General features: G+C 40.9%; 20 protein-coding genes, 1 pseudogene and 1 riboswitch. Of the genes and pseudogenes, 11 read left to right on the forward strand and 10 right to left on the reverse strand.

All coding sequences use genetic code 11. The features are described from left to right. Positions 1 to 81 precede the first annotated feature (81 nt). Positions 82 to 229: riboswitch (adenosylcobalamin (AdoCbl) riboswitch) on the forward strand. A 53-nt stretch (positions 230 to 282) separates the two neighbouring features. The 3 genes from OF158_RS15395 to OF158_RS15405 are packed head-to-tail and all read left to right on the forward strand — an operon-like array spanning position 283 to position 3,047. Continuing rightward, the gene (locus OF158_RS15395; protein ID WP_035183378.1) at positions 283 to 1,710 is read left to right on the forward strand and encodes a prenyltransferase/squalene oxidase repeat-containing protein; all 1,428 of its coding nucleotides are present in this window, start codon (positions 283 to 285) and stop codon (positions 1,708 to 1,710) included. Between the two features lie 6 nt (positions 1,711 to 1,716). After that, positions 1,717 to 2,472: a DUF4430 domain-containing protein gene (locus OF158_RS15400; RefSeq protein WP_014096958.1), complete on the forward strand. Its 756-nt coding sequence runs from the start codon at positions 1,717 to 1,719 to the stop codon at positions 2,470 to 2,472. An 11-nt stretch (positions 2,473 to 2,483) separates the two neighbouring features. Beyond that, positions 2,484 to 3,047, forward strand: coding sequence for an ECF transporter S component (locus tag OF158_RS15405; RefSeq protein WP_014096957.1), 564 nt, complete (start codon positions 2,484 to 2,486; stop codon positions 3,045 to 3,047). A gap of 465 nt (positions 3,048 to 3,512) precedes the next feature. Here OF158_RS15405 and OF158_RS15410 read toward each other — a convergent pair whose 3' ends face one another. Both OF158_RS15410 and OF158_RS17670 read right to left on the reverse strand, forming a co-directional pair. Further along, the gene (locus OF158_RS15410; RefSeq protein WP_035183377.1) at positions 3,513 to 3,974 is read right to left on the reverse strand and encodes a hypothetical protein; all 462 of its coding nucleotides are present in this window, start codon (positions 3,972 to 3,974) and stop codon (positions 3,513 to 3,515) included. 142 nt (positions 3,975 to 4,116) lie between these two features. Then, the gene (locus OF158_RS17670; protein ID WP_128890978.1) at positions 4,117 to 4,299 is read right to left on the reverse strand and encodes a hypothetical protein; all 183 of its coding nucleotides are present in this window, start codon (positions 4,297 to 4,299) and stop codon (positions 4,117 to 4,119) included. Between the two features lie 747 nt (positions 4,300 to 5,046). On the opposite strand from OF158_RS17670, the gene OF158_RS15420 reads away from it, so the two are divergent. The 5 genes from OF158_RS15420 (at position 5,047) to OF158_RS15440 (ending at position 10,510) form a co-directional block, all read left to right on the forward strand. Next, entirely contained in the window at positions 5,047 to 6,357 is a 1,311-nt protein-coding gene (locus tag OF158_RS15420) for a transposase (RefSeq protein WP_013858128.1), read from the forward strand. 340 nt (positions 6,358 to 6,697) lie between these two features. Then, positions 6,698 to 8,113 (forward strand): ISLre2 family transposase, encoded by a 1,416-nt coding sequence (locus tag OF158_RS15425; RefSeq protein ID WP_048339784.1) that lies wholly within the window; start codon positions 6,698 to 6,700, stop codon positions 8,111 to 8,113. 369 nt (positions 8,114 to 8,482) lie between these two features. Further along, positions 8,483 to 8,851 carry a helix-turn-helix domain-containing protein gene (locus tag OF158_RS15430; protein WP_048339785.1) on the forward strand — a complete coding sequence of 123 codons (369 nt, stop codon included), beginning with the start codon at positions 8,483 to 8,485 and terminating at the stop codon, positions 8,849 to 8,851. Between the two features lie 5 nt (positions 8,852 to 8,856). After that, positions 8,857 to 9,663, forward strand: a complete 807-nt coding sequence (locus OF158_RS15435) for an ImmA/IrrE family metallo-endopeptidase (protein WP_052042185.1) — start codon at positions 8,857 to 8,859, stop codon at positions 9,661 to 9,663. After that, positions 9,647 to 10,510, forward strand: a complete 864-nt coding sequence (locus tag OF158_RS15440; RefSeq protein WP_035185348.1) for a hypothetical protein — start codon at positions 9,647 to 9,649, stop codon at positions 10,508 to 10,510. The genes OF158_RS15435 and OF158_RS15440 overlap by 17 nt, the downstream gene beginning before the upstream one ends. A 327-nt stretch (positions 10,511 to 10,837) precedes the next feature. Here the strand turns inward: OF158_RS15440 and OF158_RS15445 are convergent, their stop codons facing one another. The 6 genes and pseudogenes from OF158_RS15445 to adhP all read right to left on the reverse strand — a co-directional run bounded on the left by OF158_RS15445 (position 10,838) and on the right by adhP (position 16,433). Continuing rightward, entirely contained in the window at positions 10,838 to 12,148 is a 1,311-nt protein-coding gene (locus OF158_RS15445) for a transposase (protein ID WP_013858128.1), read from the reverse strand. Positions 12,149 to 12,713: 565 nt separating this feature from the next. Continuing rightward, positions 12,714 to 13,319 (reverse strand): class I SAM-dependent methyltransferase, encoded by a 606-nt coding sequence (locus OF158_RS15450; protein ID WP_035183366.1) that lies wholly within the window; start codon positions 13,317 to 13,319, stop codon positions 12,714 to 12,716. Between the two features lie 43 nt (positions 13,320 to 13,362). Beyond that, positions 13,363 to 14,484 carry an NAD(P)/FAD-dependent oxidoreductase gene (locus tag OF158_RS15455; RefSeq protein WP_035183364.1) on the reverse strand — a complete coding sequence of 374 codons (1,122 nt, stop codon included), beginning with the start codon at positions 14,482 to 14,484 and terminating at the stop codon, positions 13,363 to 13,365. Positions 14,485 to 14,487: 3 nt separating this feature from the next. Next, positions 14,488 to 14,903 (reverse strand): annotated as a pseudogene (locus OF158_RS15460) (DUF86 domain-containing protein). A gap of 47 nt (positions 14,904 to 14,950) precedes the next feature. Next, positions 14,951 to 15,232: a type VII toxin-antitoxin system MntA family adenylyltransferase antitoxin gene (locus OF158_RS15465; RefSeq protein ID WP_225620925.1), complete on the reverse strand. Its 282-nt coding sequence runs from the start codon at positions 15,230 to 15,232 to the stop codon at positions 14,951 to 14,953. A 178-nt stretch (positions 15,233 to 15,410) separates the two neighbouring features. Then, complete coding sequence (gene adhP, locus OF158_RS15470; RefSeq protein WP_035183363.1) at positions 15,411 to 16,433, reverse strand: alcohol dehydrogenase AdhP; 1,023 nt, start codon at positions 16,431 to 16,433, stop codon at positions 15,411 to 15,413. 199 nt (positions 16,434 to 16,632) lie between these two features. Between adhP and OF158_RS15475 the strand changes: the two genes are divergently transcribed. Beyond that, the gene (locus OF158_RS15475) at positions 16,633 to 16,998 is read left to right on the forward strand and encodes a hypothetical protein (RefSeq protein WP_017551575.1); all 366 of its coding nucleotides are present in this window, start codon (positions 16,633 to 16,635) and stop codon (positions 16,996 to 16,998) included. 1,283 nt (positions 16,999 to 18,281) lie between these two features. After that, positions 18,282 to 19,067 (forward strand): SDR family NAD(P)-dependent oxidoreductase, encoded by a 786-nt coding sequence (locus tag OF158_RS15480; protein WP_017551572.1) that lies wholly within the window; start codon positions 18,282 to 18,284, stop codon positions 19,065 to 19,067. Between the two features lie 677 nt (positions 19,068 to 19,744). Here OF158_RS15480 and OF158_RS15485 read toward each other — a convergent pair. Together OF158_RS15485 and OF158_RS15490 are read right to left on the reverse strand one after the other, a co-directional pair. Continuing rightward, a complete protein-coding gene (locus tag OF158_RS15485) occupies positions 19,745 to 20,119 on the reverse strand; it encodes a DUF2750 domain-containing protein (RefSeq protein WP_017551571.1) in 375 nt (124 codons plus the stop codon). A gap of 177 nt (positions 20,120 to 20,296) precedes the next feature. Beyond that, positions 20,297 to 21,199 carry a helix-turn-helix domain-containing protein gene (locus tag OF158_RS15490; RefSeq protein WP_017551570.1) on the reverse strand — a complete coding sequence of 301 codons (903 nt, stop codon included), beginning with the start codon at positions 21,197 to 21,199 and terminating at the stop codon, positions 20,297 to 20,299. Between the two features lie 117 nt (positions 21,200 to 21,316). Between OF158_RS15490 and OF158_RS15495 the strand changes: the two genes are divergently transcribed. Continuing rightward, complete coding sequence (locus OF158_RS15495; protein ID WP_017551569.1) at positions 21,317 to 22,531, forward strand: MFS transporter; 1,215 nt, start codon at positions 21,317 to 21,319, stop codon at positions 22,529 to 22,531. The last annotated feature ends 264 nt before the right edge of the window (positions 22,532 to 22,795 follow it).

The raw sequence follows: 22,795 nt of genomic DNA on the forward strand, positions 1-22,795 counted from the left end.
CACAGCACCGCTTGTTTGTCAATGAAATAGTGGCAGAAATTGTCCTTTCCAACAGGCAGGGGTTGTTCTATAATTAATTACTGACATCTAAATACGGGCTTGGGCGATGGAAACAGGTGAAATTCCTGTACGGTCCCGCCACTGTGATGGAAAACATTTTCCTAAGTCAGATCTTTCTCCCAAGCTGTCGGTTTATTTGAAGCCTACGAGGTATAGGCGAAAAAAATTTTGCCCTTGTATACCTCTTTTGTACAAGGGGTTTTTTATGAAAGGAGAGCGGTAATGGTGGGGAAAAGCGCAAGAAGACTCTTTCTGGGAATTGTTTTTGTTTTGGCATTTGCAGTTCCAATCCACAGTTTTGCAGCAGTATCTGTCTGCAAAGATATAAAGGATACGGCATCATATTTTAAATCTTCCGCTTTAAACTCGGATTTTGCAGTAGCCGCACTGGCAAAGGAGAATTTGCTAACAGCCCATGAGATAAAGCAGTACCGGAAAGTTTTAATAAACCGGGTGAGAGCCAAAGGCAAAGAGTTAACCGGTACGGAACTCGTTAAGACCATCATTGCTCTAAAAGCGATTGGAGAGGATCCGGAAAACTTTCAAGGAGAGAATTTGATCAAACGCGTATACGATACGGCGGCAGAAAGCTCGGTAACCGGATATGCCTATGATTTAATCGCTTTGAATACGGATAATTATGAGATTCCGAGTGATGCACCGAATACTCCTGCTAAAATTGCAGCAAAACTGGTTGATGCGGAACTTCCGGACGGCGGTTGGAGCTGGAGTTTGACCGCCAAAAATTCGGATGTTGACTCAACCGGCATGGTACTGACCGCGCTTGGCACTTATCAGGATAAACATGATAAAGATGTGAACACGGCAATCCGGGATGGCATTAAATACTTGAAGGCAGCAGAAAAAGAAAACGCCAGCTTTGACAATTCGTGCACAACCGCCCAGGCCATCATCGGTCTTGTCTCTGTCGGCGTTGACCCGTCAACCGATGATTTTGTTAAAAAAGGCATGAATCCAATTTCTGCGCTCAGCACCTATAAAGATGCCAAAAACGGCGGGTACAAGTGGCAAACGGCAAGCGAATCTTCAGATAGCTTTTCAACAGAACAGGTTTTCCAGGCCCTTGTCGCCTATGACCTTTTTCTCAAGGGGGATACCCTGTATAACTTCCGGAAAGTAAGCAGCTCCTATTCTGCCTGTACAGACGCAACCGATTCGGGTGCCGGGGACAAGGATTCGAGCAGTAGCAATACCGGGAGTAAAGGTAGCGACAATTCTCCAAATAATAATGGGACTGGCAAAACCACCAGCCAAAGTCCAGCTGCTGCCGCTGCAAAAGTGGTTGAAAAGCATGCGAAAGAAGTCGTCACCAAAACGAATACGATTACGAAAGATCATACAATTACAAACAACAACACCATCACAAAAACCAACACGGTAGAAAAGCCAGCTGCAACTAAAAATCAAACGCCGGCAAAAGCAGAAAAAGTTTCACATGCAAAAAAAGAGGACAAGCCTGCAGCTGCAACTGACCAGGCAACCCCTGCAGAAGATGTGCAGCAAGAGCCGAAAAAAGTCGTTATTACCAAAACAACGGGTATTTCTCCTGTGCACGGCTGGGTCGGTTCCCTATCTGCGGGTGCAGGCGTCATCCTGCTAATCATCAGTAAAAAATTTCTGGGGGTATGAGCAGGAATGAAATATAAAAGCATGATCATTGATAGTATTGCCGTCTTATTGATTGCATTCGGCGCCTGGTTTTTGATCGACGGTTTCCATTTTGAATCGAAAACCGTTAAAACCTATTCAGAAACAACACAAGTTGCAAACACTGCAGCAAAGGAAAAGAGTACGGCAGCAAAAGAAAATACATCCGGAAAGAAAACGGACGACGCTGGCAGTATCAAAACGGATGAAAAAAGCAATACGGGCGGATCCGGAAGCAACGTGAAAGATTCAGCCGCTCGTTCCAAAAATACTGAGGCTAAAGCTTCGACAGACAGCAAAACGGATGAAACACCTGCCACAAATACAAAAACGGCGGTCACATCCAGCACATCAACAAAAACGACAACTGGGGCTTCTTCGTCCGGTTCCAATGACAGCCGTGCTTCCGACAACACGGGAGCCTCATCTAAAGCAAAGGCCGAAACGGTTTCTTTAACGGTAAAGGGCTATAAAGGGCCAGTTTTCGGCGGCAAATACAGTTATAAAAGCGGAGACACAGCATTTTCCGTTTTAAAAACAGCTACCGCTTCTGAAGGTGTAAGCGTCGATTATTCCGGATCCGGTGCAACGGCCTATGTAAAAGGCATTGACGGCCAGTATGAAGGGGATCAAGGCGGCATGAGCGGCTGGAAATATAAAGTAAACGGAAAAGAGCCAAACGTTTCCGCAGGGACGTATAAATTAAAAGCCGGCGATCAGGTTGTCTGGTTCTATTCTAAATAGGAGTGCATAATATGGGGAATCAGCCGCTTGAAAAAAAGAAGTCAGCGAAGAACGCTTCACGGCTGACAAGGAGAATGGCGCTTCTTGCCATGCTAGCCGCACTGAGCGTGGCCGGACGGATTTTGATGGCGTCAATCCCGAATGTCCAGCCATGCACGGTGATCATCATTTGCAGTTCTTTTGTTTTCGGCATCCGCTTCGGTTTGGCGCTTGCGTTTTTAATCGTTTTCGGTTCCGATATGTTTCTTGGCATGGGGTTGTTTGCGATCATGCAATTTCTTGCGTGGGGGAGTATCGCGGTGCTTTCCGGTCTGCTCGGCAAGAAAGAGTTATACAAAAAAATCCCGCATCTCGTGTTATGTTTGTATGCAGCTTTTACCGGCTTCCTGTTTGGCTTTATGGTTTCATTAAATTATTTGTTTATCGGCGGGCCGTTTGCATTTTGGACATACTACCTCGGCGGGCTGTTGTTTGACAGCTACCATGCCGCGGGAAACTTCTTCTTTTATTTGATCTTAGGGCCGATTTTGATCAAACTGATTACAAAAGAAAAAGCACGGATAGATCGTATTTAGCCCAAGGCTGCCTGTTTCATGCAGGCAGCCTTGTTTGGGTGTTGTCTGATTTTCCTGTTTCCAATAGTTCGTAACATGTGACAAGGAGTTATTGAGTATTGATTTTCCCCATACTTGCTGGCTTTACGAAATCTCCACAACTCTCACTGCTTTTTCTCAGGAACCAGCCGACAATCAACAACTTTCTCTTCTATTACGATCATTCATCGTCAACATAGCATATTCATCTTTAGACGAAATGCATATTTAATTTTGTGACAGAGATGGTATCATTTCTCTTTAAAGATGCCCTTCTTTCTGGTTAATCATTTTTCTCTAATCCAATTATATCAGAGGTTCGAAGCACTTTTTACTTTCATAATCCAGAATGATACTCGTTTTTCCTTCCTCGTTTCCCGATAAGTCTTTAATTTCACAGCACTTTCTCATCTCAAATTAAAAGAAATACATCACTTTTTAAATAAATTATTTTCCAATAGAATCTATAAGTGCATTAAAGTATACAGCAGTTGAACGTCTTTCTACAAATTTAAAGAATAGTCTTATTGAATAAAGCGTCAAAAATGTAATAACCAACAAATTTGTAATTAACCCTACTATTTTGTTTATTTTTTCCAACATTGCATATAGACTCAATATAAATGCCAAAATACCCAAGAGAGAAGGAAAATATTTCGATACATCATTTGCCTCTTCAAATTCTTTTGCCCTTGCTTTGACAATTGATTTTTGAGTAGCGTCCATTAATTTTAATGCTTTAATTTTGTTATTAATAGTTTCTAAACTTAAAGGCGATTTTTTAGGGAACAAGTGGTAATCAATGAAATTTTTGAGTTCATTATCACCTTTTCTAGTAACTTCAATTAAGTTGTAAATAAATAAAATATTTTCATCGGATATATTTGTTGTTTTTATTGATTCCCTCATAAACTAGCCTCCCACACTTACATAATTCGACAATAAAGATATTCCACTGCAATAAAAATGCAAATATAGTAAGATTTTTTCACCATAAATTGAATATGCGATTATATGAAATTTTTAGGAGTTAAAAAAAGATCATCCTACCTTACTCTTCTCCTTCCTCATTTTGATAATATAGTTTGGTGTTCGGAATTTGCCCGTTTGTTCCGGCTGTCGCAATTTTAGACAGCAAATACTCGTACAAGTCCCCCTGTGTATCGCGTCTTTCATCAGCAGGTTTATCAATATCGTCCGCAATTTTCGCTAGCATATTCGCTGTTGAAATCAAAAATATGGCATCGTCCATGTATTTGGAATACGCCGGGTCCTCGTTAACATCCAAGCTTTTGAGAACGAAAACACTTCTTTTGAAACAACTTCATACATTTCATCTGCCACCCGAGCTGTTTTGACGCGATGCTAGCGCAAATGCTGTTTGTCCTCCGGAATAGGACCTTCATGCGGAAGCTCCAAATCTTTGCTTCCGGTTCCTTCGCTAATTCCGCATTATCCAGCCCTTCTATAACCAGCAAGTATGTAAATTGTTCAATCACCATTAAGGAGTTTGTAATTCATCTCGCCTGTAATCATAAAAATTTCTTCCTCCTGAGTGAACTTATTACTATTATAACGGCTAAGTAAAGGGGAAGGAAGCAGCAATCTTGCAATCCATCTAACGGAGGAACAGAAGATTCTCTAAAGTGCGCGTCCTCTACTGGGGAATAGCTTTTAGTCTGATTATAAGCCATTTTGGGCAAGAAATTGTTCTTCCTACATTGCAGTTACCCCCGATCATGATGTACTCATGATTCCAATTCCGCCTTTCAGTTCACCTCAGCTCTGAGGAGTAAAAATTTTTCGTGATAATTTAACTATTCCCCCCCCAAAAATGCGGCTAAATATGTAATAATTTAAATAATTAGAGCTTGCTGGACGAATATTTTGGCATGGCTTAGTGACAAGTCGAATACAAGCTAAAATTTGATTCGTTCAGCAAGCCCTAATTAAACTTGGCTGTTTTGAGGGGGTTTTTATTTTGGTTACTAGAAAAGAAAAAAGAAATCGTGAAAAAGAAGCAAATTATTTTTTCGAGTTCCTTAAAATTCAGAAGCATTTTTTCAAAGACCTGATGAATAACCTAAAAAAGGTAGCAGACCACCGACATCAAAGCTATATCACTTATGGTCCAGAGGTCCTTTTATTTACGATGATGTTGAAAAATATGACCGGCCTAAAATCCATGAGAAACATGAGTGAGAGTTTTAATAAAGAAGAATGTATTAAAAATGTAGGGAAGGTGTTAGGCTTAGATTCTCTTGAAGAACTTCCACATTATGATACAATTAACGACTTTTTATCTGGCTTAGATGTAAATGAATTAGAAAAAATTAGAACGTATATGATTAAAGAATTATTGAAAAAAAGGTCTCTCGAGTCTTATCGAATTGAAGGAAAGTACTGGGGTGTCATCATTGATGGAACTGGATTACACACCTTTCATGAGAAACATTGTAAACACTGCCTGAGACGGGCATATACAAATAAAGAAACAGGAGAAACGAACGTACTTTATATGCACCATGTACTTGAAGCCAAGCTTGTCGTGGGGGATATGGTCTTCAGTATTGCCTCCGAATTTATCGAAAATGAATCAGAAAATGTTTCTAAGCAAGATTGTGAATTAAAAGCCTTCGACAGGCTGGCAAAGAAAATAAAAAAAATATTTAAAAGACTACCGATTTGTATCTTGGGAGATAGTCTCTATGCATGTGAAACGGTATTTAATCTGTGCAGGGCGCACAAATGGAAATATATATGCAGATTTAAGGAAGGGAGAATTAAAAGTATCTCGACGGAGTTTAAGGCAATAAAAGAGCTGGAACAAAGTAAGGATCAGAATTCATTAGTTTGGGTGAATGATATTGCCTACAAAGACAGAACGGTCAATCTGATGGAGGCCACAATGAAAACAGAGGATGGGAAATCGAAAGAGTATGTATTTATAACGGATATTAAAATCACGAAAAAGAACGTGGAACGACTCATCGCTGCAGGAAGAAGCCGCTGGAAGATTGAAAATCAAGGATTTAACGAACAAAAAAATAATCGTTACAATATAGAACATGCCAATAGCCAAAACTACACAGCCATGAAAAATCATTATTTATTAGTTCAAATAACAGATATTATTAGACAGCTGTTTGAAAAAGGTTCGTCAATCTTAAAAGCACTCAAAAAAACGGCAAAAGAAAAATCCTCAAATCTGTTGGAATCGTTTCGGACACGCATTTTAACAGACGAGGATTTCACCCATTTAAGTAAGCCAATACAAGTAAGGTTTACTTAATGGTTATATTATAGCAAAGGATGTGATGTAAAAAAAGGTTTTTTTGAAGTTATCCACAATTTTAAAAAAGAAATTTGCAAATTCGGCTCTTTTTGACTTTGAAAGCAGAAAAAATAGATGGAAAAATTTTCTAAATGTGGATAAGTCATTTTATCATAAAACATCTAAAAATTGATGAATTTACTCTTCAGAACTGAGTTCACCTACCCATGATTTACAAATCGTAAAAAGTATGTGTAAAATTTTACTCGACGGGGCAGATGAGTGGAAAAAAATGGGAAGACGCTCTATCATCTAATTGTACACTTCAAGATGAACATCTAGAGAGAGAGGTCTTCCCATGGATATTATATCAATAATTGCTGGATTATTAAAGGATACAAAGAGTCTTATCGAATTTGAAGAACAGCTTAAACTTCTGATGCAGAAGGCTTTTACACAATGGGTTGGGGAAATATTTGAAGAGTTAGATAAAACAATTAAACAGGAGAAGTTAGAGGAGGGCTGGGTGTACTGCCGGAGTGATAACAGAAGCGTTCAGTTTCTATTTGGAAGTGTGACTTTTAAACGTTCACTAATGCGTGATAAGAGAGGGAACTCACATTATCCTCTGGATGAATGGTTAGGGCTGGTACCACACCAACGATACAGCCCGTTAGTGGAATTAAAGGTGGCAGAGTTGGCAAGTGAGAACACCTATCGGGAAGTAGCTGATATTTTAAAAGAGTGGACAGCAGTGAGTCTTAGTCACACAACTGTAGGGAACATGGTAAAACACGTAGGGAAAACTCAGGCGGAAGCCGATAAGGCACTTGTAGAAGAGCTAGAAATAGCTGTTTCCCTGCCTGAGGGGAAGAAGGTAGACTACCTGTTTTCTGAAGCAGATGGTGTATTCGTTCGGGGACTAAAAAAGAAACAGAGTATGGAAGTCCACCACGCCATTCTCTATGAGGGATGGGAAACCAATGGAAAAAGGGTCTCCCTGCGTCAGCCCACAGTCATCATGACGACGGAAGACATTCAGACATTTTGGGATGAAGTCCAAGCCACAGCTGCCAACACCTATTCCCTCGAAAAAGCGCATGTCATTACAAACAGTGATGGAGGTGCTGGGTACACAGCTGAACGGTTTCAAACAGCATTCTCACAGTCGGAATTTCCGGTGCTCAACCAGCTGGATACCTACCACGTTGCACAAGCCATCATAAGGACATTTGGGGGCGGAAAGAGCGAGATCAAGGAGCAAATTAGAAAAGCGATTAGAACGCATGACCTGGACCAATTCACGTTATATTTGGATACGCACGAAAGCACCTTGACGGATAAAAAGGCCCTCAAGAAAATCAAGGAATTCCGTTCGTATATCTTGAAAAACTGGGACCGCATTTTTGACTGGAGAGACAGGGTGAAAAACGTGCCGGAAGGTGCGAGAGGCCTAGGAGCGATGGAATCGAATCAAAGGCATATCTCCTTCAGGATGAAAAAAAGGGGCATGCATTGGAGTGAACTTGGCGCAGAAGCCATGGTGAAAATCAAACAAGGCATACTCAATGGGACATTGAGAGAAGCCTATCTGAAACACCGTTCAAGAAGCGAGAGAAAGCAACGGAACTTGAAACAATCCATCAGGATGTCTCAACTACTCAAGCAGCCTGTACGCCCGTCAGTGGGCGTAAAGCACGGATCAGTTGCCCTGCATTCAAGCAGTTCATCGGCAATGGGACATTTAAGCAAAATATTAGAGCTTTCGTTTTAAGCCTGGCTCAGTGGGGACTGATCGTTGAGGCGCGCGAAATTTACGAGACTCCTGCGGGAAAAGCGAGCCAGGAGAGACCCCGCAGCGAGGTACGAGCGAGGAGGCTCGCCGGCCGCCCGCGGAAAGCGAGTGAATTTCGCGCGCCTCAACATCCCCGTTATCCATCTTTATACGAAAATACTACATCTTTTCCGAAAATTACACCGAGCAAGTAAAGCACGGTAGCCGAAAGTGTACAAAAAGAGTGTCTTGGAATACCCGATATTTAAACCTTGTCGAGAAAAACTTGACACATACTCGTAAAAATTATTTTTACATATCCCCTGAATTTTGGGTTATAATAAAGATAGCATGATGGAGGTGAGAGGAATGAAACTATTTTCCCTGAAAAAATCCATTGGAGAAAATTTACTCTATTACATTCGGTTAAACGGCTATACAAAAACCTCATTTTCAAAGTTAACGGGGATCTCCCGGCCCACACTGAATCAAATTTTAAATGGGAATAGTCCGAGCCCAAACATATATGAAGAACAGATGAAAAAAATAACGGATGCTCTCGGTTTGCCTTTAGACTTTTTTACCCGGTTGCCCTCACTTGAGCAGGAAAAATGGCTTTTACCTGCTACCCAGTACTCTGACAGGTTTTCTGGTTCGGAGCGTGACGCTTTAACACGGGAGCTATTGGCCGATCTGGATGAGCTGCTGAGTGTCGCAGCTTTCTATGTTAAGGGGTGATACTATTGAGGATTACAAGTGCCAATTTAGATGAGACAGTGAAATTGAATCGAAAAATAGAAAATGAAATTCAGCGCCACATTGCGTTCATGAACCGACATCTTGCTAAATATGAAATCCATTCTCCTGAAAAACAAGCTCTTCAGATTTTAAAAGATCATTATTTGATTCAGCTTCCGATACCTGACCCGGACTGGGGAGGCGCTATCAGGGAGCTTCCCAATGGGGAAAAGGTGCCTGTCATCAATACAGCACAGCCCCGTTTATATCAATACTTTATTTGCTGGCATGAAATTTACCATTTAACGGTAGACAATTTGCCCGTTGTTTCACATGAAATTTCTACTGAATTTGATTTAACAGAACGCAAGGCGGACTATTTTGCGAGTCAAATGCTGATCAGTAAAGATTTGTATCCTTATTTTTATCATTTAAAAGAAGAAAAATTTATTCATCGTGCGGCGATATGCATGGACTTATTCAAAGCCCCTTATAAAGCAATCCTTATCCAGCTGTATGAATCCGCAATAACGTATCAAAACACGACACTCCAGGAAGAAATCAAGGCAAATTTTGATCTTACTTTTAGCGTTACAGACTGGATCCGGTTATTTAAGCAGCTGTCTTTAGATGAAAATTTGGTCAAGCCGTCTTACACCGTAGACTTTGGGCTCCTTAAGTACCTGGCAGAAGAAAAAGAAAAGGAAAGACCGGATGACCGTGTGTATGAGGAGACAGGACAATACATTTTGAAGCTGGAGAAAAAATTTCTTGACGTGAAGGGGAAACTCGAACGTGGGAAACTATCATGATTTGTATGCAGCATTAAAGAAGAAAAAAGGCAACCGTCTCCTTATTCTGGATAACAATAACCTTGAATTCTGCAGCCAGCATGAATGGGCGTTTCCACCCGCTCAAATTTTTCAGCACTATGACGCAGTACTTATCCCGGAATGGGTTTATGCCGAAATTTTCCACAGCCAGAAACGGTTAGATTATCTTTCAAAAATAAACGTGCCGTACTTCATCATGAGCGAAACTGAGGATTATCCCGAGCTGGCAGGGTATCAGGAAATTAGGTTAATGAAGCTGTTTAAGCATGCCTCTTCTTCCGGTTCCAAAGCGAGAAAGTACTTTTCTGCCCTAGAGAAATATTACGGACAGCATGATGACCTTCCGAAAGACTGGATTGCAACGTTCTATCAATCAGGGTTTGACACAAAAGAAAGCAGGCCCAGAGATGACAGAGGCGTCCCCATCGTACTTAAGAAAAATGCAGGCGAAACTTCCATCCTCGTTTTAGCCTACCTGTTGTTCCACCAGTTTCACGAAAATATAAACCAGGTTACCATTTTCTCGAGCGATAGAGGGAGCCTCACCATTAAAGAACAAATTCTAACCTATCTTCCTAAGATGGGTCTGATTCATTCCCCTGCTGTATCTATCAGTTTTAAAAGCTCGGACATTCTTCTTATCGAGGCTTATCAGGATCGAAGAATTGACTTAGAAGATGTGAAAAGGCTGCGGAAAAATCGAAAGAGTGTCATTTACACCATGAGTTTAGAGGATTTTACGGCATCCCGGCATGAATATGTCATGGATACAGAGGATTTTCTCAAGATTTTACAAGAAATTGACCACTATCATTTTGAATTTTGAGAAACCCCTATGTTCCTGACACTGAAAGGCAACAAAAAATTGACGGTGTTGTCTGTCAAAAATTTAATGAGAATCTGGAGAAGAGAAAAGGACATTCCCCGTATCGCTGTGCCACTCATGATACAGGGAATCAGTTCTGAAGAGTAAATTCATCAATTTTTAGATGTTTTATGATAAAATGACTTATCCACATTTAGAAAATTTTTCCATCTATTTTTTCTGCTTTCAAAGTCAAAAAGAGCCGAATTTGCAAATTTCTTTTTTAAAATTGTGGATAACTTCAAAAAAACCTTTTTTTACATCACATCCTTTGCTATAATATAACCATTAAGTAAACCTTACTTGTATTGGCTTACTTAAATGGGTGAAATCCTCGTCTGTTAAAATGCGTGTCCGAAACGATTCCAACAGATTTGAGGATTTTTCTTTTGCCGTTTTTTTGAGTGCTTTTAAGATTGACGAACCTTTTTCAAACAGCTGTCTAATAATATCTGTTATTTGAACTAATAAATAATGATTTTTCATGGCTGTGTAGTTTTGGCTATTGGCATGTTCTATATTGTAACGATTATTTTTTTGTTCGTTAAATCCTTGATTTTCAATCTTCCAGCGGCTTCTTCCTGCAGCGATGAGTCGTTCCACGTTCTTTTTCGTGATTTTAATATCCGTTATAAATACATACTCTTTCGATTTCCCATCCTCTGTTTTCATTGTGGCCTCCATCAGATTGACCGTTCTGTCTTTGTAGGCAATATCATTCACCCAAACTAATGAATTCTGATCCTTACTTTGTTCCAGCTCTTTTATTGCCTTAAACTCCGTCGAGATACTTTTAATTCTCCCTTCCTTAAATCTGCATATATATTTCCATTTGTGCGCCCTGCACAGATTAAATACCGTTTCACATGCATAGAGACTATCTCCCAAGATACAAATCGGTAGTCTTTTAAATATTTTTTTTATTTTCTTTGCCAGCCTGTCGAAGGCTTTTAATTCACAATCTTGCTTAGAAACATTTTCTGATTCATTTTCGATAAATTCGGAGGCAATACTGAAGACCATATCCCCCACGACAAGCTTGGCTTCAAGTACATGGTGCATATAAAGTACGTTCGTTTCTCCTGTTTCTTTATTTGTATATGCCCGTCTCAGGCAGTGTTTACAATGTTTCTCATGAAAGGTGTGTAATCCAGTTCCATCAATGATGACACCCCAGTACTTTCCTTCAATTCGATAAGACTCGAGAGACCTTTTTTTCAATAATTCTTTAATCATATACGTTCTAATTTTTTCTAATTCATTTACATCTAAGCCAGATAAAAAGTCGTTAATTGTATCATAATGTGGAAGTTCTTCAAGAGAATCTAAGCCTAACACCTTCCCTACATTTTTAATACATTCTTCTTTATTAAAACTCTCACTCATGTTTCTCATGGATTTTAGGCCGGTCATATTTTTCAACATCATCGTAAATAAAAGGACCTCTGGACCATAAGTGATATAGCTTTGATGTCGGTGGTCTGCTACCTTTTTTAGGTTATTCATCAGGTCTTTGAAAAAATGCTTCTGAATTTTAAGGAACTCGAAAAAATAATTTGCTTCTTTTTCACGATTTCTTTTTTCTTTTCTAGTAACCAAAATAAAAACCCCCTCAAAACAGCCAAGTTTAATTAGGGCTTGCTGAACGAATCAAATTTTAGCTTGTATTCGACTTGTCACTAAGCCATGCCAAAATATTCGTCCAGCAAGCTCTAATTATTTAAATTATTACATATTTAGCCGCATTTTTGGGGGGGGAATAGTTAAATTATCACGAAAAATTTTTACTCCTCAGAGCTGACAGGGAATGTCCTACATTAATGATCATATAGGATTAGTCTCATCGCTTCGCAATCAATGCCATATTTCAGAAATAGGGAGAAACGACAGGCACTGCTTCTTCCGTGTCCCCTTTATGCCCCGGCAGTTTCCGTCACGTTCTGATTAATATAGCAAAATATTGCAGCTCTGTTGCCGGCTGTAAAAAATACTCAACGTGTTAATGGGTGCTCGGATTTGATGTAAAAACTTAAGTTCACCTTATATAGCTTCAATGATGCCGGGTCGTCCATATTGTCTTTGAAAATCCCAGCATGCTGACGACGTTGAACGGTTCCTGCCATCGCTGTCTCTCTTATTCGCACCGTAAAAATGTCCATCATAATCATGCAAGCCGGTACACGACAAATTTTTCGTATGGATTATGCTCATATAAAAATGTTAGCGGGACTTCGAGCCTTTTTTCAAATGGCGTATGGTCTTCAAGGAAGTAAATATAGTCCTGTGACGGATAATATAAAATAATGTCTGTTTCCCGGTGTGCTTCTTCCACCGAGCGTAAAATATTTTGCACAACCTTCATAAAGATTTGTACGGAAAACGGATTAAAAAAGTAAAAACGGTTGTCTTCCGGCAGTATCTTATAATTTTCGGCAAGACAGCATTTAAAACGAATACGGGCAGGCTGGACCGGGAATTTTCTCTCATAGCGTTTCTTGTTTTCGAGGGCTTCCCGGTACAACCATTCATTCATTTCAATACCGGTCACAGTTGCACGAAACAAATGATGGATATAAAAATTGAGCCGCCCTTTGCCACAACCGAAGTCTACCACATGGTCGCTTTTGTCCAGTTCATAATGATCGAACAGTTCGCAAAGCGCATGATAAGGCGTCGGCTCATAACGATTGTAATGTAGTGATGCATTAAATCCCTTCTGCTCACCGGTTGTTTTAATATGCAAAATCCCGTCAAAGTAGGAATCGTTCATTGTTTCGCTCCTGTTTTTCTTGATAAAAAACCAGCCCTGCTATTTATAAAGGGGCAATTGCCTGTTCCAGCCCGTACGGTGACAAATCCAGTTCTGTTTTCCGGCCGAGTGCAAGCCTTGCAAGCTCTGCGCCGAGAAAAGGGCCGGCCGTTAAACCGGATGCCCCGAGGCCGTTTGCACAAATAAGCCTTTCGTAACCGGGCCAAGCACCGATCACCGGCAAAAACCCCGGCGTGAACGGCCGAAATCCGACTTTCACATCCATAAGGGACGCTTCAGCCAAGCCCGGTGCAACCGGCAGCACTTTGCTTAAAACTTCGTGGATCCCGCCGGCTGTGGTGCGCAAATCAAAAGCTTCCGTGTTTTCATGGGTGGCGCCGGCAATGATACGGCCGCCATCGAATGCCAGCAAATACTGATCATTCGGCGGCATGACGACCGGCCAGCTGCTTGTGTCCATACCTTGCAGTTTTAAATGGAGAATCTGTGCTTTTTGGTGGCTGACTTGAAATGCCGCACCGAGCGGTTGGAACAAATCTTTTGCCCATGCACCCGCTGCCACAATCGTTTTGTCCGCATGCAGCGTATGGCTGCCGGCTTCAACCCCGATGACTTTTCTGCCTTCCACAAGCAGCCTGGCACTGCCTTGAATGACTTTGGCCCCGCGTTTGCAAGCAGCATTTAACAGGCAATTGCGCAATGCCTTCCCGTTTACGCGCGCGGCACCGCCTGCATAGACTGCACTGAACCGTTCGTCCAGAATCGGGAACATGTCATGCGTTTCGGCCGCAGACAGCCGTTTCACTTCTCCGATTTCAGGCGCATCTTCCCTTCGCTTTAACGCGCGTTCCTGCATTTTATCGAGTTTTTCTTCATCTGTATGTATGCTGAGGGCACCGGTCCGTTTATAACCGGTTTCCGTTTCCCCGTCTTTTTCCAATTGGGCAATCAAATCAGGGTAGTATTTCGCGCCTGCTTTTGCGAGCCGGTACCAGTTTTTGTTGCGTCGCTGCGACAGCCATGGGCAAATGATTCCGGCAGCCGCCTCTGTTGCCTGCCCTGGGTCAGCCCTGTCAACCAGTGTAACAGCTGCGCCCGCTTTTGCAAGATGATATGCAGCAGAAGCACCGAGCACTCCGCCGCCAATTACAACATAAGATGGCATAAGTCACGCCTGCTTTCTGTAAAATAAGATTTGCTTTGTATATGAAGTAAAATCCTCAAGATGTTTCTCTATGATTTGCTTTAAAATATCCAAATCAATGGCCTGGTCATCGCGAACAGCGATATTCCGAAACCCAACCATTGCCTTTAATTTTGCAGCCGCTTCTCATTGATCACCCCGTTCGCTTTCAGCAGATCAAAAGCCTCTCTGCTCGTCTGTGGAAGCTCGAGCTGTTCTTTTGCAGTAATATGCATGGCCAAGTCAATCGATGCTTCACAGGCTCGCAGAATATTGAGAATGATGGAGTCCTGTTTCGTAAAATCCTCCAAACTTGCAGGAGAGCCGCTGTACACTTCCCGGACACGTTTCAGACAGCGCTCAATAATACTTATCTTATTGAAGACCGCTTCATCTTCCATACATAGCCCCGCTTTCTGCAATGTTTTTTAAGATTTCGGCACGTTCCTCATTTAGCTTTGCATACAAACATATATGCCAGCATGCGTTTTACATTCAGTGCATTTTCATTTTTTATATCCATACCGATGCCGGTTGCAAAAAACTGCGCCTGAAATACAGTAGACGCATCGTTCAGGTCAATAAGATCCACGTCCTTATTTAATCTATCTGCAAGTTCCTGAGCATACAAAAAACATTCATAGGGTGTCATCATGCCGCCTTCTTTGTAAAAAGCGATGTCAACATTACTATCCGGCCGGGCATATCCTTTTGCATACGAACCGAACAAAATGATAAAATCCGGATCTATTTTCTATTTTAAAAAAGCAATGATTTCCCTCCGCAAGTTCGGCGCCCCCCTACACGGTACTCATCCCTATTATACGAACAAGTCGGCAAAAAAGCGAAAAATCCCCGTTCAAACGGGGATTTCCATTTCCGCCAACGTCATAAAGTTTTTTCCACGCTTATTTCAACGACATATCCAGGACCATCCTGCCCTGTATTCTGCCTTCTTCCATTTCTTTAAACACATCTCCCACTTCTTCCAGTCTGCGCGTGTGCACAACCGGGACGACTTTTCCTTCCGCCCCGAACATAAAGGCTTCCTCAAGGTCTTTTCTCGTGCCTACCAAAGAGCCGACGACTTCTATTCCGTCAAGAACCGTCTTCACAATTTCAAGATCCATTGTTTCCGGAGGGAGCCCGACAGCAACGACTTTTGAAACCGGCCGTACAGAGTGGACAGCCTGGTTAAAAGCCTGTTTTGAAACAGCCGTTACCACTGCAGCATGCGCGCCGCCAACTTCTTTTTGGATCCATTCAGCCGGATCGCCTTTCATTTTGGAATTAAAGGTGAGATCAGCACCGACTTCTTTTGCCAGTGAAAGTTTGTCGTCATTGATATCGATCGCAATGACTTTCGCATTAAATACATGTTTGGCGTACTGGACAGCAAGGTTACCAAGACCGCCGGCTCCATAAATGGCAATCCATTCGCCCGGCTTCACATCTGCGACTTTAATGGCTTTATAAGTGGTGACACCTGCGCAAGTAATGCTCGTCGCCTGCCTTGGATCCAGCCCTTCCGGCACTTTTACGGCGTAATCCGCTTTGACGATGCACTGCTCTGCCATTGCTCCGTCGACACTGTAGCCTGCATTTTTCACATCACGGCAAAATGTTTCATTTCCCGTTAAACAGTACTCACAATGCCCGCAGCCTTCAAAAAACCAGGCAACGCTTACACGATCTCCCACTTTAAGAGAAGTGACACCATCCGCGACTTCCCTGACAATGCCGACTCCTTCATGGCCGAGAATGCGTCCCGGCACATCGCCAAAGTCGCCCTTTGCCACATGCAGATCCGTATGGCAGACACCGCAGTATTCGATATCCACCAAAGCTTCCCCATATTCAAGTGGACGCAACTGCACATCTTTGACCTCTACCAGTTTTTGCTTATCAGAACTGACGACTGCTGCTCTCATGCGCATCCCTCCAGAACATATTCGTTGGATATTTCGCAATCTTGTTTTTATTATAATGGCTGCTCTCTGGGCGATCAATATTTTTTGAAAAATTTTATGATTTTCCCTCTTCGTATATGTCTAGCTTACCTCCCTTGAAACAGGGTATAAATATAGAAACTTTTCTGCCATACTGCGATGAGAAAATAGGTGAGTACGTATGAATATGGACAAGCTGAGTCAAGTGACACCTGGTATTTACAAGATTGAAGAAAATTATGTTGGCGAAGCCATGAAGAACCTTCGGGAAAACCAATTGATCATTCAAGGCGATATTTTTTGGCACAGCCATGAAACAAAAAAAGTGAAACTGTTGAAGCGTGCCAGTTATTTAGTCGGATACAACCCGTTCATGAAAATGGATTACGACTATTTAATAGAATTAAAAAGTTTGCTGGAAATTTTGCTTGAAGACAACGATCCTGACCTCGTCCACTGCACAATCAAAAATGCCAGATGGATTACAAAAGATTATATATACACGATCACGGATAACAAAATCAATATTGAAGTGAACCTGACTTAGCTTTCAAGGCAGGACCTTTGTGAAGGTTTTTACAAAGCAGGGGGCCGGGAACTTCTGCACCCCGCGTCGAATGATAGATCATGAAAGGGAACGCAGGCAAGACAGGGCTTAAAAAATTTATCTTACTTGGATGAACAGACAGGCTTGGCATTTTACCCAAGCCTGTCTTCATGATATAAAGTGGAATAAGCTCCGGATTTTTAAAACACTGAAACAAAAAATTTATCATTTTTTGCATGCTTGCCGTTGTACCTTTTGGCCAAACGCTTAGATTTGAACTTACTTTAGCAAAAACGCATAGGCCTGGCGGTTTAACCCCAGGCCTGCTTTTAGGATATAAAGTGAATCAGGTTTTGGTTTTTTAAACCACCGAAACAAAAAATCATTATTTTTTTATGCTTGCCGTGTACCCTTTGACCAAACACTCAGATTTGAACTTACTTTAGCCACAATCCCAAAGGCTTGGCGGTTTAACTCCGGGCCTGCTTTTAGGATATAAAGTGAATCAGGTTTTGATTTTTTAAACCACCAAAACAAAAAAAACATCATTTTTTGCATCTTTGTCGTTGTACCTTTTGACCAAAAGTTCAGATTTGAACTTACTTTAGCCACATCCCTCTGGCTTGGCAGTTTAACCCCAACCCGGGGACTATCTTCATGATATAAAGTGAAATAAGCTTTGGTCTTTTAAAACACGAGAACAAAAAATTTTTCACTTTTTTGTTTGCTTGCCCCTCTACCCTTTGGTCAAATGTTCAGCATTGAACTTACTTTTGCCAAAACCCATAGTCTTGGCAGTTTAACCCCGTGACTGTCTTCATGATATAAAGTGAAACAAGCTTCGGTTTTTTAAAACGCTGAAACAAAAAATTTAACTTTTTTTCTTGCTTATCGGTGTACCTTTTGGCCAACTGCTCAGCTTTGAACTTACTTTTGCCAAAACCCACAGGACTGACAATTTAACCCCAGAACTGTTTTCATGATATAAAGTGAAATAAGCTATGGACTTTTAAAACACTGAATCAAAAAATTTATCATTTTTTTGCAGAACATTTTAACAGGGCAGACGAAAAACATCCAAATTACCAAACGTTATCAGCGGTCTGTGAGATTGGCGGTATTAAGAACTGCACTTATATTCGGTATCATGAAGTAAACATGACTCAGTTTTTCCGGTTACACCCTCCAAATTTTTTTACAAAGCAGTGAATATCTGCAAGAAATTATGAAAGCGGAAACAAAAGGGCGTATACTTAGAACAACATAGAATGGAGGTGTTTATTATGGCAAAATTACAAGGAAAAACTGCACTTATCACCGGTGGGTCGCGGGGTCTTGGTGCCGCAATGGCTATTACGTTTGCAGAAGAAGGTGCAGAAAATTTGATTCTAGGTGATGTGTTGCTGGAAGAATCAAAAGAGATTGCCAGAAAGATTAAAAAACAATTCGGAACAAACGTCCTTCCGGTTCAGCTCGATGTAAGCTTGGAAGAAGATTGGGCAGAGGTTATAGAAACAATCCGGAGAACTTTCGGAAAGCTCGACATTCTAGTCAATAATGCTGGCATCAATAAGCGGGCCAAGTTTGCCGATTGTGAGCTTGAAGATTGGAACCGGGTCATTGCCGTTAACCAAACGGGCGTCTTTTTAGGCATGAAGCACGCCTGCCAGCTGTTGAAGGAGCAGCCGCAAAGCGCAATTGTGAACGTGTCCTCTATTGCCGGCCTGACCGGTTATTTTGCTGTGGCTTACACTGCAAGCAAATGGGCAATCCGGGGGATGACAAAAGCTGCCGCAATGGAATTCAGCGATTGGGGCATCCGCGTTAACTCTGTCCATCCGGGATTTGTTTACACGCCGCTGACGCAAGCTGCAAGCAAAATGGTGGATGCTTTCAATGAAATCACAGCCCTTGAGCGTCCGGGCGAACCTGAAGAGATCGCCAAAGCCGTTGCCTTCCTGGCTTCTGACGACGCTTCCTACATCACTGGCGCCGAACTGGCAGTGGACGGGGGAATGACAGCAGGCGGCGGTCCAAGACATGTCGTAAAAAATTTGAACTTGCTTTAGCCCCACTGGCCTGGCAGTTTAACCCCGGAACTGTCTTCATGATATAAAGTGAAACTAGCTTCGGTTTTTTAAAACACTGAAACAAAAAATTTTCATTTTTTTGTTTGCTTGACGTGTATCTTTTGGCCAACCGCTCAGATTTGAACTTACATTTGCCAAAACCCACAGGCCTGGTGGTTTAACCTCAGGACTGTCTTCATAATATAAAGTGAAATAAGCTTTGGACTTTTAAAACACTGAAACAAAAAAATTTTTCATTTTTTCACGCCTGTCGTTGTAGCCCCTGACCGAATGTTCAGCTTTGAACTTACTTTTGCCAAAACCCACAGGCTTGACGGTTAACCCCGGACCTGTCTTCATAATATAAAGTGAAGTAAGCTTCGGATTTTTAAAACACTAAAACAAAAAATTATCATTTTGTTACGCCTCTTTTTAAGGTCTTGCAGGTACAATATGCCTTATTTTTTCAGTGTGGGAACGATGCCATCCTGCATAAGCTTTCCTGATTGTGATTTTGGCATCTTCCAGTATAGATCCAACTGTATTGCAGTTTTTCTCAGGGAAGGGAAGATGTTGTCCTAATAAAAGATTCATGGATATAGCCGCTCGGATCTGGTTCAAGGGCGGTTCGATCTTTAAAAATCCTGATAAAAAAAGGAAAAACGGTTTTGGTTCACCTAATAATTCTCAAGTTCTTCATCCAAGTCTTTTTTTAGTCTTTCTGTATCTACTACGACTGAATCAACGTTATTCCAAAATATGGATGGCTTAATACCGTCTGATTTCATCCCAGGTAACCATTCGTTCATAAATTCATAAAGGTCAATTTTTTTTGCATGGTACTCTTTCCATTCTTCTACTGCACATTTTTGTGCAAATTCTTTTTTCGGCCAAAAATTTACAAGCGGACATCCGTTATCATCCTTAGACATCGCCCAACCATCGTGGTATAGTCCCCAAACTTCTTCATAATCAACACTCTTTTTAATAAAATATTCATATCTTTTAAACGCTTGGAGTGTCAAAACTGCTTCAACTTCTTTTGAATTCATAGATTCCACTCCTTGTTAATTTTCAGCTTTTTCCATATCCGTCATGCTTATGCTGTGTTCGGTGATCATTCGATCAAACAATTTCAAGAGCCATGGGGGAAATGATCCGTGAGAAAAAAGCCATAACAATTTTAGCCATGGAAGAATGATGGCGCGCTTTTAACCCTTCGACCTTGTTTATGCACTTTCATCGTTTGGGTTCATTTTCTTATTTATGGCGTCCATCCCAAATTCATTCAGGACTTTCTTAAATTTGTCCAGTGAGCTGGAATAATTTGTGTTAACCAGTATCGAAAAATTCTCTCTAATTAACCGGGCCCCGTATTGTTTACTTCCGCTCATGTAAATCGCAATCCCTTTTATAAAAGACAATTCAATCACATCGAACATGACACTTTTTGGTGTATGGCTATTTAATACTTGATTGCAGAGCAATAATGATTTTTGAAAGTCCCTGTTTTTTAAGAAGTAAAATGCTAGGGCCGAAATAAATGACGTAAAAATTTGATAGCCAGTCTCCATCTCTTTATATTTTTCAATGGAACGAAAAATACCGTTGCTGATTCTTTCAACGAATTGCTTAACAAGGAAAAATAAAATGTATTTCAGCAGGGTCAATTCATATGTACACCAATCATCAACTTTTAAGAGATATTCTTTAACGGGTTTAATGATTTCACTGATTTCTTCATTCTTATCTTCCATTCTTAATATATGGGCTTTGCAAATACAAAAATAATGATGATACATAAAGTCATTTGAGATGAGATATTTTTCATAAATCTTTTCTTTCAGCGTTTTAAGCGTATTTACATCATTAGTGTTTAATGCTTCCTGCACATCCCGGATCACTTTCCATGAACAGTTATGCGAATAATTGTTAGAAATATATAAAAACTCCTCAATGGGGACATGCAGTATATCTAAAATGTTGATCACGTCTTTAAAGGTTGGCTCAGAATTTCCTCTTTCGATTCTGGATAACTGTGATTGGGACAATAATATCCTTTTTTCAAAAAAAGATTGAGAAATTCCTTTTCCTGTACGTATTTGTTTGATGACACTCCCATATTCACTCAAAGATCCAACCCCTCTCTTTTATGATGCATATATACATATTATCACGTCATCAACATAAAACAATAATATTTTGAAAAGTCATGGTATGATGTCTCCACAACGAGAGGAGAATGTGAAATGAAACAGAATGTAACCTTTGTATCTGGAAATGTCTCAACAACGGAAAGAATGTCATCAAAAGAAAAATGGATTGTTTTTAGTTTCTTTTTAGCCGTTTTTATTGTCGGTCTGGATTCCTTTATTATCTCACCTTTGTTATCCGTTATCGGAAAAGGTCTGCATACAACTACGCAAGGCATGGGATGGGCCGTAACATTATATGCCGCTTTTTATGCAATCGGAGCGCCGATCATTGCTCCCTTTTCTGAAAAATCATCACGGAAGAAAATGATCATGGCAGGGCTGGCAGTATTTACAATGGCAACCATCTCATGCGGATTTGCTAATCAATTATGGTTCTTTTATGCCGCAAGAGCCTTAGCCGGATTGGGAGCTGCCATGTTTACTCCGAATGTTTACGCCTATATCGGTGGGAATTTCAACAGGGAACAAGTTGCTAAAGTGATGGGGATGGTCATGGCAGCATTGTCCCTTTCAATTGCCGTAGGTGTCCCAATTGGTTCTTTTATAGCAGGTTCTACCAGTTGGAATTGGACGTTTTGGATTTCGGGAATTATTTCTTTGATTGCTTTATTCATTATTATGGTGAGTGTCAAAAAAGATATCCCGTCAAATAGGGCAGCCAATCATAATATTTTCAAACACTATCAAAATATCATTGCAAAAAAGCAAGCATGGCTCGGATTATTTATGATGTTGTTTTGGATGTATAGTTTCTATGCAATTTATACTTTTTTAGGTGTTTACATCGAGAACACATTTTCACTATCCACGAATCGTATCGGGTTGGTTTTTATCGCTTACGGCTTAAGTAATTTTGCAAGCTCATTTTTTGGGGGATGGATCAGTAAACCTTTAGGGATGAAAAAAACCATTATTCTTTCCGGACTTGTTTGTACTGTTCTTTACCTATTACTCGCCTTAACCAACCATAGCATAGTCCTATTTATTATTGTCTTAGCTTTAGTGGCATTTTTTCAAGGGGTAGGGGTTCCCCAATTAACGACTTATAATGCTGTAGTTTTACCGGAAAGCCGATCGACCATGACATCCTTGAGCAACTCGTTTTTATATCTCGGGTTAACCCTTGGTTCCAGTGTAGGCGGATATCTGATCCAAAGTTATTCCTTTCTGGTTCTTTCTATTGTTTCAATCGTTTCGATATCAATATCAGTCTTCATTTCGAAAGCCGTCTTAGCTAAGAATTTATAGGAGAACTCGCGGGTTTCTCTGTTAGCTCAACAATGTATGTACAGCCTGCTTACTTGATGACGTTGTGCGAAAGGAAAAATTAGTTGCTGCGATGCATGTTGAACGAATCTTAACCGAGTATAAAGCATTATAGGAATGGGGGTAGCTATAGAACCGGGTGGGAAGGCATAAAATAATGAGGAACTCGATTGTTGGAATAGTCTTCTAGGTAATCACCGGATTACAAGGTTCGATGTGGAGATTGGTTCAAGCTCCACTTTGGAT

Origin of the sequence: Weizmannia sp. WK01, assembly GCF_025905465.1 — a bacterium.
Lineage (GTDB): Bacteria > Bacillota > Bacilli > Bacillales > Bacillaceae_C > Weizmannia > Weizmannia faecalis.

Bases quoted from the DNA above. Each gene is read 5' to 3' on its own strand.
- OF158_RS15395 (WP_035183378.1), top strand. From the start codon at position 283: ATGGTGGGGAAAAGCGCAAGAAGACTCTTTCTGGGAATTGTTTTTGTT.
- OF158_RS15400 (WP_014096958.1), top strand. From the start codon at position 1,717: ATGAAATATAAAAGCATGATCATTGATAGTATTGCCGTCTTATTGATT.
- OF158_RS15405 (WP_014096957.1), top strand. From the start codon at position 2,484: ATGGGGAATCAGCCGCTTGAAAAAAAGAAGTCAGCGAAGAACGCTTCA.
- OF158_RS15410 (WP_035183377.1), bottom strand. From the start codon at position 3,974: ATGAGGGAATCAATAAAAACAACAAATATATCCGATGAAAATATTTTA.
- OF158_RS15425 (WP_048339784.1), top strand. From the start codon at position 6,698: ATGGATATTATATCAATAATTGCTGGATTATTAAAGGATACAAAGAGT.
- OF158_RS15430 (WP_048339785.1), top strand. From the start codon at position 8,483: ATGAAACTATTTTCCCTGAAAAAATCCATTGGAGAAAATTTACTCTAT.
- OF158_RS15450 (WP_035183366.1), bottom strand. From the start codon at position 13,319: ATGAACGATTCCTACTTTGACGGGATTTTGCATATTAAAACAACCGGT.
- OF158_RS15455 (WP_035183364.1), bottom strand. From the start codon at position 14,484: ATGCCATCTTATGTTGTAATTGGCGGCGGAGTGCTCGGTGCTTCTGCT.
- adhP (WP_035183363.1), bottom strand. From the start codon at position 16,433: ATGAGAGCAGCAGTCGTCAGTTCTGATAAGCAAAAACTGGTAGAGGTC.
- OF158_RS15475 (WP_017551575.1), top strand. From the start codon at position 16,633: ATGAATATGGACAAGCTGAGTCAAGTGACACCTGGTATTTACAAGATT.
- OF158_RS15480 (WP_017551572.1), top strand. From the start codon at position 18,282: ATGGCAAAATTACAAGGAAAAACTGCACTTATCACCGGTGGGTCGCGG.
- OF158_RS15485 (WP_017551571.1), bottom strand. From the start codon at position 20,119: ATGAATTCAAAAGAAGTTGAAGCAGTTTTGACACTCCAAGCGTTTAAA.
- OF158_RS15495 (WP_017551569.1), top strand. From the start codon at position 21,317: ATGAAACAGAATGTAACCTTTGTATCTGGAAATGTCTCAACAACGGAA.